At 63.9% G+C, this 13,166-nt stretch carries 11 protein-coding genes and 1 pseudogene; 11 read left to right on the forward strand and 1 reads right to left on the reverse strand.

The genetic code is table 11. The features are described from left to right. Positions 1-29 precede the first annotated feature (29 nt). Positions 30-857: pseudogene (locus JSS27_03865) on the forward strand (DUF1559 domain-containing protein). A 196-nt stretch (positions 858-1,053) separates the two neighbouring features. Here the strand turns inward: JSS27_03865 and JSS27_03870 are convergent. Next, positions 1,054-1,710 carry a hypothetical protein gene (locus JSS27_03870; GenBank protein ID MBS0208071.1) on the reverse strand — a complete coding sequence of 219 codons (657 nt, stop codon included), beginning with the start codon at positions 1,708-1,710 and terminating at the stop codon, positions 1,054-1,056. 385 nt (positions 1,711-2,095) lie between these two features. Here JSS27_03870 and mdh point away from each other — a divergent pair, with 385 nt between their 5' ends. The 10 genes from mdh (at position 2,096) to JSS27_03920 (ending at position 13,160) form a co-directional block, all read left to right on the forward strand. Further along, positions 2,096-3,037 carry a malate dehydrogenase gene (gene mdh / locus JSS27_03875; GenBank protein MBS0208072.1) on the forward strand — a complete coding sequence of 314 codons (942 nt, stop codon included), beginning with the start codon at positions 2,096-2,098 and terminating at the stop codon, positions 3,035-3,037. Positions 3,038-3,260: 223 nt separating this feature from the next. Next, positions 3,261-4,016, forward strand: a complete 756-nt coding sequence (locus JSS27_03880; GenBank protein MBS0208073.1) for a hypothetical protein — start codon at positions 3,261-3,263, stop codon at positions 4,014-4,016. A gap of 581 nt (positions 4,017-4,597) precedes the next feature. Beyond that, complete coding sequence (locus JSS27_03885; GenBank protein MBS0208074.1) at positions 4,598-7,108, forward strand: tetratricopeptide repeat protein; 2,511 nt, start codon at positions 4,598-4,600, stop codon at positions 7,106-7,108. Between the two features lie 21 nt (positions 7,109-7,129). Then, positions 7,130-7,588 carry a hypothetical protein gene (locus JSS27_03890; GenBank protein ID MBS0208075.1) on the forward strand — a complete coding sequence of 153 codons (459 nt, stop codon included), beginning with the start codon at positions 7,130-7,132 and terminating at the stop codon, positions 7,586-7,588. 131 nt (positions 7,589-7,719) lie between these two features. Then, the gene (locus tag JSS27_03895) at positions 7,720-8,541 is read left to right on the forward strand and encodes a sensor histidine kinase (GenBank protein MBS0208076.1); all 822 of its coding nucleotides are present in this window, start codon (positions 7,720-7,722) and stop codon (positions 8,539-8,541) included. Further along, positions 8,538-9,965, forward strand: a complete 1,428-nt coding sequence (locus JSS27_03900) for a sigma-54-dependent Fis family transcriptional regulator (protein ID MBS0208077.1) — start codon at positions 8,538-8,540, stop codon at positions 9,963-9,965. Before JSS27_03895 ends, JSS27_03900 begins: the two co-directional genes overlap by 4 nt. A gap of 258 nt (positions 9,966-10,223) precedes the next feature. Then, positions 10,224-10,625, forward strand: coding sequence for a flagellar basal body rod protein FlgB (locus JSS27_03905; GenBank protein MBS0208078.1), 402 nt, complete (start codon positions 10,224-10,226; stop codon positions 10,623-10,625). Positions 10,626-10,662: 37 nt separating this feature from the next. Then, positions 10,663-11,085: a flagellar basal body rod protein FlgC gene (gene flgC / locus JSS27_03910; GenBank protein ID MBS0208079.1), complete on the forward strand. Its 423-nt coding sequence runs from the start codon at positions 10,663-10,665 to the stop codon at positions 11,083-11,085. 27 nt (positions 11,086-11,112) lie between these two features. Continuing rightward, a complete protein-coding gene (fliE, locus tag JSS27_03915; GenBank protein MBS0208080.1) occupies positions 11,113-11,427 on the forward strand; it encodes a flagellar hook-basal body complex protein FliE in 315 nt (104 codons plus the stop codon). A gap of 59 nt (positions 11,428-11,486) precedes the next feature. Then, positions 11,487-13,160, forward strand: a complete 1,674-nt coding sequence (locus JSS27_03920; protein ID MBS0208081.1) for a hypothetical protein — start codon at positions 11,487-11,489, stop codon at positions 13,158-13,160. The last annotated feature ends 6 nt before the right edge of the window (positions 13,161-13,166 follow it).

The raw sequence follows: 13,166 nt of genomic DNA on the forward strand, positions 1-13,166 counted from the left end.
TCGACTTCTAACCGGACAGTACTGGGTTTGTGCCTGTCCTGCCGTATCTTGGTCACAGCAGTATTTACGACGCGTTCCGTAATCCTCTTACGGGGCCACCAAGACCGCGTCGGGGAGCGGACAACGGAACAGTGTCGATCGAGGGTCTGACGTGCCCCGCCGACCCTCCCATCATGGCCTATGGCCAGGAATTAGCGTACGTCGGGAACACCGGGTGCATCGACGCGGCCGGCGTGCCGAGGTCGGACAAGCCGAATGGCATCCCGCGCGATTGGCCGGCCAACGGTATTTTCTTTGACAGATTCACGGGGCACCGTAGGGCAAATCAGATGCTTGGCGGCATCGGCGCGCTCGACTCGAACACGTTGCCGATTGTTCAACAGTCGAATGCCTGGATTGGCCAGCGCGACGGCCAAGCGCAGACAATCATGCTTTCCGAGAACATCGACCATGGTCAATTCACCGACGTGCATGAGCAATCGCTCGGTATGATTTGGGATATCAACGCGATAATCACTCCGACTAATGACGCGCGCCCAAGTGCCCTGCCAACCGCGACGCCAACCTTAGCCACCTATCGCATCAATCAAGGCAAAGGGGCCTGGACCAAGGAGCACGTGATTAAGCCTGTGGCAATGTCCTGGCCCTACGATTTCACTCGTCCGTCGTCAAATCATTCCGGCGGCGTGAATGTGATATACTGCGACGGCCACATCGCCTTTTTAAGCGAAGATGTGGAATACTTCGTTTACTGCCTGTTAATGACGCCGGGTGGAAGGAACGTCAAAGTGCCCGGACAGACGGTGGGCGATCTTCGCTGGCAACATGCACTCGATGAATGGTTCTCGAGGAACTAGCGCCTCGCGACTCGCACGCAGTTCCAACCGGGGACTTACGTCCCCGGCTCTTGAGTTCTGGTCGCTTGCGCGCTTCGAGCGGCGCATGAAAAAACCCAGGGGGGTGAAACCCCTGGGCTTGGAATGCGATCAGGTTGTTCTGCACTAGCAACTAGGAACCAGCAACCAGCAACTTTTTCCTCTAGCAACTTCCTCGCTACAGCCCTCGGCTGTCTTCCGCAAAGTCGGTCGTCGCGTCGCGGTCATAGAAGTACCGGCCAATCCGGTCGGCCAGCACGACCAGGAACTGGCGGCGGAAATCTTCGTCGGGCTTCTCCGAAGCCGGGATGCCCGTGTTCGGCGGAAAGACCGTCTGCGGCATCCGCTTCTCGTAGACGATGCGGCCCTTATCCTTGATGTCGTAGACGGTCAGCACGGTCTTGGCGCGGCCTTGATACAGCGTCTGCCCCTGGTGCAGGCTGAACTGTCCCAGATCGATCCCCAGCACCAGATCGGCGCCGAGCGCTTCGCCCACTTCGGCGTAATCTTCCCAGTTGTGCTCGTCGCTCCACTCGGCGACCCGGTCGGCATCGATGATCTCGACCTTCTTCACGTTCTTCTCGAGCAGAATGCCAACCAGCCGCGACAGATCGTTGCTGACGCTGCCGGCCGAGTAGTGCAACTCGACCAACGGGCGGCAAACGATGGCCACTTTCTTGCCCTTCAAGCCGTCGTAGTCGGCTTTGACCGTGTTGCCTTTGATCAGGTACATCGGGAAGAACAGCAAGCTGGTGCAGCCCAATTGCGTGGCCAGCAGCAGCAAGCCAGTCGCCAAGGTCAGCCGACGCGACGATCGACGGTTCGCAGTGGGCACGCGTTTCATCTCGATGTTCCGCCCGTGAATAAAAGCGAGTTTGCAGCCCCAAGCGGTCGCGACGTTCGATTGAAACGCCGGCGCGCACTTTCCAGGGCGCGGGAGGATAGCGAGCCCGCGAAAACGGAGCAAGGTCGATTGCCCCACGCTGGCGGCGCGAGGGTCCGAATCGAACCGGCGGGCAACTGTCAAGAGGTTCGTTACCCATTATTAGTGCCAAGGTTACGGCCGAAGTGCCCCGTCCCTTGACTTGCCGCGCCCGAGTCGGATACTCACGAAAGTTGGGCCGCCTTGTGGGACGCCCGGTCGAGTAGTCCACCCGACTTATCAGCCGCGCGTCCGGTCATTCGATCAACTACCAGCGTTGAAGTCTTGAGGAGCGAGCATGCGACGTGCAAAGATCACCATTGTTGGCGCCGGCAACGTCGGCGCAACCACCGCCCACTGGTGCGCTAGCGCCGAGTTGGGGAACATCGTCCTGCTCGACATTCCCCAGGTCGAAGACATGCCCAAGGGCAAAGCTCTCGACCTGATGCAAGCGTCGCCGATCATGGGCTTCGACTCAAATGTTGTCGGCACCAACGACTATGCCGACACCCGCGGCAGCGACGTGGTGGTGATCACTGCTGGCATCGCGCGCAAGCCCGGCATGAGCCGCGATGATCTGCTGGGCACCAACGCCAAGATCGTCGGCTCGGTGGCCGAGCAAATCAAAACGACCAGCCCCGACGCGGTGATCATCGTCGTCAGCAACCCGTTGGACGCGATGGTCCAGCGGGCCTTGCAGGTCACCGGCTTCAAGCCCGAGAAGGTCATTGGCCAGGCCGGCGTGCTGGACACGGCCCGCTATCGCACGTTTTTGGCGATGGAACTGGGCGTCAGCGTCGAAGACATCAGCGCCTTGCTGATGGGGGGCCACGGCGACACGATGGTGCCGCTGCCTAGCTATACCAGCGTCGGCGGCATTCCGGTCACGCGCTTGATCAAGCCGGAACGGCTGGCCGAAATTGTCGACCGGACCCGTAACGGCGGGGCCGAGATCGTCAAGTTGTTGAAGACCGGCAGCGCGTACTACGCACCGGCGGCGGCCACGGCGCAAATGGTCGAGGCCATTGTCCGCGACAAGCGGCGGCTGATCCCGGTGGCCGCTTATTGCAAGAACGAGTACGGCGTCGGCGGTTATTACGTCGGCGTGCCGGTCATCTTGGGGCGCAACGGCGTCGAGAAGATCATCGAACTCGAGTTGTCAGCGCAAGAGAAGGCCGACTTGGACAAGAGCATCGCCGCGGTCAAGGATCTGGTCGCCGCGATGGCCAAGCTGACCTAGTTTCGGCTGGCTTGCTGGTCGTGGGCTGGCGCTGCTGGCGTGGGCCCGTTTCTTGCTTCCTGGTTCAATTCGCGAGGGTCGCCGTTGACACGTTTACGGCCACTGAACTACAGTCCGCACCCGCACCGCTGGCTGGATTGACGGCACGACGCCGGATGTTTCGTAGGGCGTCGCTTGGTTCGGCGTCTGTTTCTTGTCCCGCAACCCGATATTCGCCAGGACCATGAATCGATTTGAACCGTTCGCTTCGCGTGGCTCGGTAACTGGCCCGCAGATCGATCTGACCATTCCCCAGCCCGCGACCACGGCCGGGGGTCACACCCTGCCGACGGCGTTTTTCACGCCGCTGCACTACGAACCGAACTACGCCTACCCGCTGTTAGTTTGGCTGCACAGCCCGTTGAACGACGAGACCCAATTGCGCCGTGTGATGCCCCACGTCAGCTTGCGCAATTACGTGGCCGTCTCGGTTCGCGGCACGCTGGCCGTCGAGGAATCGCCGGGGGATGTCTGTTACACCTGGTCGCAAGCTGGCGCCCACGTGGCCCAGGCCGAGCAGGCCGTGTTCGAGGCCATCGACCAGGCCACTCGGCGCTATAACATCGCCAATCAGCGAATCTTTCTGGCCGGTCACACCTCGGGGGGGACGATGGCGCTGCGCGTGGCGCTGGCCCATCCCAACGTGTTTGCTGGCGTGATGTCGCTGGACGGGTCACTGCCCCACGAGCGGCGGCCGCTGTCGCGACTGGCCGATTTGCGCAAGCTGCCGGTCTTTCTGACCTGCGGCCAGGACAGCGAGCGTTACCCGGCGCCGTCGGTGTGCGACAACCTGCGGCTGTTGCACTCGGCCGGCATGTCGGTCGATCTGCGCCAGTATCCGTGCGGCAATGAAATCATGTCGGCGATGCTGGCCGACATGGACCGCTGGATGATGAATCTGATCGTCGGCGCTAGCACCGCGAGCGCCACGCCGGTCTGACGACACCTCGCGTGTCGCCTCTCGAGAGCCGGAGACGTAAGTCTTCGGTTAACGTGAACCATGGGTGGCCCAGGTGCTTGCACCTGGGTGGCCGAAGGCCACAAGAAACCTCGGGCGCCGTCCCGCAGGGGTGGCGAGTTTCCATTGGGTTGCGCTTGCCCGTCGAGTTTCTTGTTGCTGCGCAACACCGATGGCCAAGCCATCGGTGCCACCCAAGACGCTAGAACGTGGTGAAACCCGCGCCAGCGACTTCACCGGGGCGCTCTCCCCCGTCGCACCGTCAAACGTCCCTTGACGCAACCCCGTGGGTTTCGTACAAGTTCGCGGCTTTTCTAGCGAAATTCGCCGCGCTGCCGCCGGCCACGATGGGCCGTACCACATCGTCGCGCGTTTCGCTCCCCGCCTGACATTCCCTTCGCGCTACGCACTTGTCGTTGTCAGCTTGTTGACCCGTCAGTTTGTTGATTCGAGCTTCGCTAACTTCGCGGCGCTTGGAATCGTGTCTGATGAATCGGCCAGGCCACGGATTGGCTTGACCCAAAGACAAAACTTTTCCGTTCCTACCTCGCTCGACGTCACGGATGGCTGCTTCGCCACAAAAAGATGGTGGATCGACCGGCGCTGGCGCGCCCCGCGCGCGCAGCTCGGCAACTGGCGGCAAGAAGCCGGCCAGCGGTCGCCTGGCGCGCGCGCAGCATTGGATGCTCACGCACCGTCTGGCTACGGTGCTGATCGCGTCGTGCCTGTCGATCGTCACGATCACCTGCCTGGTGCTGTGGCTGGCCACGATCACGCCCCCGCCGCCGTCACGTCGACCGCCGACGCCGCTGGACGCCCTGTCGGCGCTGGACCGGGGTGACGACACGACCGCCGCGCGGCTGGCCGAGCGATTCCGCAACGAGGAACACGTCACCGCGCCCCAGCGGTTCATCTCGCCTTACGTGCTGGGCATGTTGGTGGCCAAGCAGGCCGCCACTCTTGGCAACCGCCCCCGCATCCGCCAATACGCCTTGGCGGCGCGCTTGTTCGACGAATCGTTCTCTTGCGGCTGGCCCGATGCCCAGATGGCCGATGGTCTGCGCACGTGGGGGATGTGCCTGTTGAACAGCCGCCAGCCCGTGCCCGCCCGCGACGTGCTGCGCGACGCCTTGCGTCAGCCGCATCAGCAACTGGCCGATGTCGAACAGTTGTTGATTGAATCCTTGGCGCAAGAGCCCGGCGCCGACCTGGATCAGGCGCTGGCTCACAACGACGCCTTGATCAAGTTACCCGACCTGTCGGACCTGCAGCGGCAGCAATTCACGCTCGAACGCGCGCGGCTGCTGGTCCGCGCCGGTCGCCGTCCCGACGCCGAGGCGGTGTTGGGAACCGTGCCCGAGAAGTCACCGCTGGCGACCGAAGCGGTGATCGAACGGGCGAACATCCTGCTGGACCACGCGCGGCAAATTGCCGATCAGCCTCGACCCGATGTCGAGCCGGTCGAGTTGCCCCCCGGCGTCGCGCCACCAACTTCGCCCAGCGAGCTCGCCCGCCGGGCGCTCAAGCTGCTCGAGGCGCTGCCCGAATCCGCTCGCACCAGCCGGCAAGACGTGGCCCGGATTTCGCTGCTGTCGGCTCGCGCCCACGCGCTGCAAGGCAACGGTGAGTTGGCGCTGAAGGAGTTCGGGCTGCTGATCACCAACAGCCACGCCACGCCCGAAGGTTGGGCCGCCACGTTCGAGGAAGCCGAGTTGCTCGTCCGCCAGGAACGCGACGCCGACGCCCTGCAAAGCTATCTGCGAGCGCTGGGCGAGATGCGTCAGCCCGAGCCGTTCCGCAACCCTTGGTTCTCGCTCGACGACCTCCGCCGCCGGTTGGCCACCACGTTCGAGTTGCTGCACACGCGGCAAGAATACGACACGGCTGTCAAGCTGATCGAGGCCGCGCGACCGCTGCTGCCGGTGGACCGCACGGCCATGCTGCTGGGCTCGACGCAAGCGGCCTGGGGGCGGGCGCTCGAAGAGAAGGCTCGCGCGGCCACGCCGATCGAAGCCGATCAACTGACCGAGGAGGCCCGCAAACATTTCCGCGCCGCCGGTGAGCAATACTACAAGCTCGCGCGGCTACGATTCAGCACGCGACTTTATCCGGACGACATCTGGGAAGCGGCCCAGAACTTCCTGGCTGGCCAGGATTACCTGGCCTCGTCGCGCATGTACGAGCACTTCCTGCAACTGGGTCCGAAAGGCCGTCGGCAGCAAGCGCTGTTGGGACTGGCCGAATCGCTGCTGGGTCAGAACCGCGAAGGAGAAGCGTACGACACGCTGGCCGAAATCCTGGAAGGACAAGCCAACGATCCGGCGGCTTATCAGGCCCGGCTGCTGGCGGCCCAGGTTTACTGGCGGCAAGGCGAGATCGAGCGCGCGATTGCCCTGTTGCAACAAAACGTGGCCAGCGATTTGCTGACACCGGCCGCTCGCCAATGGCGCGAAAGCCTCTGGACGTTGGCCCACCTGCTCTATGACGAGCGGCGCTGGTCCGACGCCATTCCACGTTTGGAAGAAGCCTGCCTGCGCTGGCCGCAAGCGAACCAGACGATGGAGCTGACGTACATGCTGGCCGAGTCGTACCGGCAACTGGGCCAGCAAGCCCGCCGCGACGCCGAGCGCGCCGAAGCGACGTTGCCGCGCCAGCAAGCGACCCAGCGCGCGACCGAACACTTCCAAGCGGCGTTGCCCCACTATCAAACCGTGCAGCAGCACCTGAGCACGCACCTCGAACATCCTGGCCTGACGATCTCGCAACAGCACATGCTGCGCAACTGCCTGTTCAGTCGCGGACTGGTCCAGTACGAGCTGGGGCGCTACGAAGAATCGATCGCCACCTATCGCAACGCCGCCAGCCGCTACCAGGACACGGCCGAATCGCTCGAAGCGCTGGTGCGAATCTCGGCTTGTTATCGCCAGATGAAACGCGACGACCTGGCCCGACACACGCTGTTGCAAGCCAAGGCGGCGCTGAACCAGTTGGAACTGGCCGGCGGCGCCACCAAGAACTCGACGTACACCGTGGCCCAATGGACCGAGCTGCTCGCCGCGCTCGGCACCTTGTAATTGCCCGCTGAAACCAAATTGATGACCACCGACGTTGCTGCCACCGATTTGCTGACCAGCTTGATGGAGCGGAAATGCCGCTGCCTCGAGCAACTGCTCGCGCTCGGTCAGCAACAAGGAACGCTGGTCGCGGCGGGCGAAGTGACCCCGCTGTTGCAATTGCTGTCGGCCAAGCAGCAACTGCTGGCCGCGCTGCAAGCCGTCGAACAACAACTCGATCCGTACCGCTTGCAAGAACCCGCCGAACGCCAATGGCGCGGCGAAGCGGCCCGCCGCCAGTGCGGCCAACTGCTGGCCCGCGCCGAGGCGTTGTTTCAAGAAATCCTGGCGGCCGAGCGGAACAGCGAAGACGAGCTTCGCCGCCGCCGCGACGAGACCGGACGACAACTCGCCCAAGCCCAACAAGCCACCCTGGCCCGACAGGCCTATGTCGACATGACGCTCCCCCCTGCTCAACTCGATCTGACGAGCCAATCATGAAACCAGCGCACGAACCCGACCCCCACGACGCGTACGAACTGCAAACGGCGACGGACGCCGCGCCGCTGGCCGACGCTCTCGACGAGAATCTCGATGCGTCCGAGACGGCGATCCTGCCGTTCCCTCAGCCGATGGCCCACGACCTGGAATCGGTCCTGTCGGCCTGGCAAGGGGCGACCATGCGGCTGGAACGGACGCACGAAGCGCTACGTGCCGAGGTCCGCCGGCTGACCAACGAGCTCGAAGTCAAGAATCGCGAACTGGCTCGCAAGAACCGGCTGGCCGACCTGGGGCAAATGGCGTCGCACGTCGCCCACGAAGTACGGAACAACTTGCTGCCCGTGTCGTTGTACCTGGGACTGCTGCGGCGGCGTTTGACCGAAGACCGTGGCAGCCTGGACGTGCTGGACAAGGTCGAAACCGGCCTGCGAGCGCTCGACGTGACGGTGAACGATCTGTTGCACTTCACGGCCGAGCGCGACCCGCTGGTGTCGCGGTGCGACTTTGCCGAACTGGCCAGCGAGATTCGCGACTCGCTGGCGCCGCAACTGGCCGCCCAGCACATCGACTTTGCCATCAAGGCCCCAGCCGGGCTCGGCTTTGCCGCCGACCGCGAGATGTTGCGGCGAGCGCTGCTGAACCTGGTTCTGAATGGCGTCGACGCCATGCCCGACGGCGGGCAGTTGACGATCACCGGCGTGGCCATGCCCGATGGGGCGATCGAAATCGAAGTCGCCGACAACGGCCCGGGGCTAAGCGACGAGGTCTGCCGCCGCGCCTTTGAACCGTTCTTCACCACCAAGAGTAACGGCACCGGGCTCGGCCTGGCGATTGTCTACCGCATGGCCGAAGTCCACGGCGGCACGGTCAGCGCCATGAATTGTCCCGAAGGGGGCGCAGCCTTCACGCTGCGACTGCCGCAACGCACCCACACTTTGGAGGCTGCCGCATGAACAGCGCCAAAACGAGCCCACGACTGTCGAATACCGCAACCGCCGCACGCATTCTGGTCGTCGACGACCATCGCCCGGCGCGCGAGTCGCTGGCCGACATTCTGCGCCAGGCCGGCTACACGGTCGACACGTTGGGAAGCGCGGTCGAAGCCCTCAACTGGCTGCCGCAACACGCCGTCGATCTGGTGATCACCGATCTGCAAATGCCCGGCTTGTCGGGCCTGGACTTCATTCGCGAACTGAGCCGGCGGAAGCACGGCGCGCAGGTAATCATGGTCACCGCCCACGCCACGGTGCTGACCGCCGTCGAGGCGATGCGCTACGGCGCGTTCGACTACATCGAAAAGCCATTCGCGGTCGACCAGATCGAATCGCTGGTGGCTCGCGCGTTGGAGCGCGGCCGGCTGCTCGACGCCGCCACGCCGGCGGCGCTCGGCTCGGCCGGTGACAGCCCCGTGATGGTCGGCACCAGCCCCGCCATGCAAACCCTGCGGGCTGCCGTCTCGCGCGCCGCCCCCACGGTCGAGACCGTGTTGATCCACGGCGAAAGCGGCACCGGCAAGGAGTTGGTCGCCCGCACGATTCACAGCCAAAGCCAGCGCGCCGACCGGCCGCTGGTCAGCTTGAACTGCCCTGCCCTGTCGGCCCACTTGCTGGAAAGCGAACTCTTCGGCCACGAGCGCGGAGCCTTTACCGGCGCCGACGCGCCGCGAACCGGGCGGTTTGAACTGGCCGACGGCGGCACGATCCTGCTGGACGAAATCACCGAGCTCGACCTCTCGCTGCAAGCGAAGCTCTTGCGCGTGTTGCAGGAAAAGACGTTCGAGCGCGTCGGGTCGAGCCGGACGCAAAAGTGCGACGTCCGCGTCCTGGCCACCACGAATCGCGATCTGCGAACCGAAGTGGCGGCCGGGCGATTTCGCGAAGACTTGTTCTATCGACTGGCGGTGATTCCGCTGCGCGTGCCGCCGCTGCGCGAGCGACGCGAAGATGTGCCGCTGTTGGTCGACCACTTCTTGAAGCGCGCGAGCGCCCGGCTGGGACAGCCGACCTGTGCGCTCGACAACATCACACGCGCGCTGCTGCGCGATTATCACTGGCCGGGCAATGTGCGCGAGCTGGAAAACATCGTCACTCGGGCCAGCGTGCTCGGCGCCGATCGTCCGATCACCGTCGACGATGTGCGCCCCTGGCTGATCGACGCTCCGGCAGTGAGCACCGCCGCGACCTCGGCCACCGTGCCGGTCGGCTTGAGTCTGCAAGAGATGGAACGTCAGCTCATCGAAGCCACGCTGGAGAAGTTTGACGGTCACCGGGCCAAGACGGCTCAGGCCTTGAACATTGGCCTGCGCACGCTGAGCGGCAAGCTGAAAGAGTACGGCTACGCCCCGCGCGCCAAGCGTTTGCAACGGAGCGAAGCCTAGCACCGCTCGCGCGGTTTCCGCCGCTCGCTAGCGGCAGAATCTGCGCGACGCCACGAGACAACCGAGCAACACACAACCACGAGCGACACACGCCAGCACCACGACAACTCCCCAAGGCCTGACGACTTACGTTCAACCACCGACGCCGAAGATTGAACGACACTAGCCCGCAAAGTCTAACAGCAACCCAGCCCGGCACCGCGATTGCAACAACACACTTCGCGTAATCCACGACAAGGTAAACCGATGCTCTCCAGCTTGTTCAATTCGACGACCGTGCCGGTGCTCGAGCAATCGGCCGCGTTTGCCCAGCATCGCCACGCGGTGTTGGCCAGCAACCTGGCGAATCTGGACACGCCGGGCTATCGCGTCCGCGATCTGAACACCGACCAATTTCGGTCGCGGCTTCGCGAAGCGATCAAAACTCGCGATACACAGCCGGCGCAGTTCAATGAACAGATGGCCAACGCCCGACACGTGAACCCGTTTGACGACGTCCGCAAGAACCTCCGCGGCATCGTGTTTCACGACGACAGCAACGTCGGCCTGGAACAGCAGGTCGCCGAGATCAACAAGAACCAATTGCAACACAACCTGGTGATGACTGTCTTGAGCAGCCAGTTCCAATTGCTCGGCGCGGCCATCAGCGAGCGGGCCTAACGCCAGCCGGCAAACCATTTAGCCTGGGAGACTTGTCATGTTAAACGCACTCGACATCAGCACCAGCGCCCTGGTGGCCCAGCGGCTGCGGATGAATACCATCTCGAACAACCTGGCCAACATAAGCACCACCCACAACGAAGCCGGCGAGCCGGTCCCCTACCAGGCGAAGTTCGTCGTGTTTCAGACCGATCCCTCGAACGCGGGTCCGGCCGGCACGGCGGGCGTGAAGGTCCGCTCGGTCGAAACCGCCGACGTCGAGCCGCGCTACAAGTACCAGCCCGGCCACCCCGACGCGATCAAGGAAGGCCCGCGCACCGGCTACGTGGCGTATCCCAACATCAACATGATGGCCGAGTTCACCGACGCCATCGAAACGAGCCGCGCCTATGAAGCGAACGTCGGCGCGATCGAGATTTCCAAGGATCTGATTCAGCACACGCTCCGCATTCTGGCCTAAGCGCGCGACGAAGCTGCGAGATAAACCATGCTTATCAACAACATCAACACCTCGTCGGTCACGTCGCTGGGCGCGACCAGCGCATCGAGCGGCAGTTCGCTGGGGACGCCGGCGGCGGGGGGCTCGTCGTTCAAGGACACCCTGCTCAAGTCGATTGGCGAGGTCGACAACCTGCAAAAAGACGCCAACCGCGCCGTCGAGCAACTGGCCACCGGCGGCGATGTCTCGCCGGCCGAAGTGCTATCGGCCGTGCAAAAGGCCGACATCGCCTTCCGGCTGATGATGCAGATCAGGAACAAGCTGGTCCAAGCCTACCAGGACGTGCAACAGATTCGCGTGTAGCCCACGCAGCCGACCTGACCAGAACACTTACGATTAACTAGCCCGAGCTGACGACGAACATGGACTTTCTGAACAAAAGCTTCGCGCAAGTCGCCGATCTGTTCCGCCAGATGACGCCCGCCTCGCGGTTCATGGCGGCGCTGCTGTTGATTGGCGTGGTGGTCAGCCTGGGTTACTTGTTCTCGCACACGTCGAGCGGCGGCGACATCTACCTCCTGGGCGGGCAAAGCTTTTCGGCCAGCGAAATCTCGGCCATGGAAGCCGCCTTTGGCAAGGCCAAGCTGTCGGGCTACTCGCTCGACGGCACGCGCTTGCGCATTCCCCGCGGACAACAAGCCGCCTACATGGCCGCCTTGGCCGACAACGGCGCCCTGCCCGCTCACTTTGGCGATTACCTGACCGACGCCACGATGAAGGTCAGTCAGTTCACCAGTCGCGCCCAGCAAGACGAAATGATCAAGACGGCCAAGCAGCGCGAACTGGCGTTGATTATCCGCTCGATGTCGGGCGTCGAAAAAGCCGCCGTCCATTACGACACGCAAAAACGCGGCGGCCTGCGCGGCACCCCGGTCACCACGGCCAGTGTCAGCGTCAAGCCCGCCGGCCCACAACCTTTGGACGAGCGGCAAGTGCCGATGATTCGCCACCTGGTGGCGGGCGCGATCGCGGGCCTGTCGCCCGACGCCGTCACCGTCGTCGACCTGAATGGCCGTACCTACAGCGGCAACTCGCACGGCAGCGGCCCGGGCAGCGCCTCGGAAGACCCTTACCTGGCTCGCGTCAAGGAATACCAGGCGATGTACGAGCAGATGATCGCTCACGCGCTGAGCTACGTGCCCGGCGCGACGATCACGGCCCAGGTTGAACTTGACCGCGAGCTGCTCCATCGCACCGAGAAGAACACCTACGACCCCAAGGGCTCGGTGCCGCTGCAAACGCGCGAAGAGACGGGCAATTCGACCCAGGAAGGTGGCGGCCCCGGCGGACGCCCTGGCTTTGAAGGACAACAAGCGGCCAACCAGGCGGCGCGATTGGTGCCCGGGGCTGGCGGCCCCAAGAGCACCGATGAGAAAACGACTACCGAGACGACCAATGCCGTCTCGAACGAGATTTTGAAGGTCGATCGGGCGCCGCTGACGCCGCGCCGTGTCACAGCCTCGGTCGCCGTGCCGTCGAGCTACTTTGAAAGCGTCTGGCGTCGTCGCAACCCGGCCGCGGCTGGTCAGGCGGCCAAGGAACCGGACCAAGCCGCGCTCGAAGCCATTCAGCGCGAAGAGACCGAAAAGATTCGCCAGCACGTGGAAAAGATTCTGCCGCCGCCGGTCACCACGGCCGGCGCTGCCGACGCGACCGCGCCGCTGGTGACGGTCACCACGTTCTTGAACGTGCCGGCCAGCGCCATTGCCGAGCCGAACACCGCCGATCAGATGCTGGTCTGGCTGGGGAACTGGTGGAACACGATCGCACTGGTCGCGCTGGTCGGCTTCAGCTTGCTGATGCTCCGCTCGCTACTCAAGTCAGTGCCGCAACAGCGAACCGAGCCGCCGACCGCTGTGACCGCCGCCTTCCCACAAGAACCCGAGCAGGCGGAAGAGCCGGAAGAAAAGGCCAAGAGCCGCTTGAAGCGTCGCGTGTCGGGTCCGTCGCTCCGCGAGGAGTTGGTCGACCTGGTCCGCGAAGACCCGGACGCCGCCGCCAATATCCTTCGTTCCTGGATCGGAAACGCCAGCTAGCCAACA

It is taken from the genome of Planctomycetota bacterium (genome assembly GCA_018242585.1).
In the GTDB taxonomy this organism is placed as follows: domain Bacteria; phylum Planctomycetota; class Planctomycetia; order Pirellulales; family PNKZ01; genus JAFEBQ01.

Bases quoted from the DNA above. Each gene is read 5' to 3' on its own strand.
- JSS27_03895 (MBS0208076.1), top strand. From the start codon at position 7,720: ATGGCCCACGACCTGGAATCGGTCCTGTCGGCCTGGCAAGGGGCGACC.
- JSS27_03920 (MBS0208081.1), top strand. From the start codon at position 11,487: ATGGACTTTCTGAACAAAAGCTTCGCGCAAGTCGCCGATCTGTTCCGC.
- flgC (MBS0208079.1), top strand. From the start codon at position 10,663: ATGTTAAACGCACTCGACATCAGCACCAGCGCCCTGGTGGCCCAGCGG.
- fliE (MBS0208080.1), top strand. From the start codon at position 11,113: ATGCTTATCAACAACATCAACACCTCGTCGGTCACGTCGCTGGGCGCG.
- JSS27_03880 (MBS0208073.1), top strand. From the start codon at position 3,261: ATGAATCGATTTGAACCGTTCGCTTCGCGTGGCTCGGTAACTGGCCCG.
- JSS27_03890 (MBS0208075.1), top strand. From the start codon at position 7,130: ATGACCACCGACGTTGCTGCCACCGATTTGCTGACCAGCTTGATGGAG.
- JSS27_03885 (MBS0208074.1), top strand. From the start codon at position 4,598: ATGGCTGCTTCGCCACAAAAAGATGGTGGATCGACCGGCGCTGGCGCG.
- JSS27_03900 (MBS0208077.1), top strand. From the start codon at position 8,538: ATGAACAGCGCCAAAACGAGCCCACGACTGTCGAATACCGCAACCGCC.
- mdh (MBS0208072.1), top strand. From the start codon at position 2,096: ATGCGACGTGCAAAGATCACCATTGTTGGCGCCGGCAACGTCGGCGCA.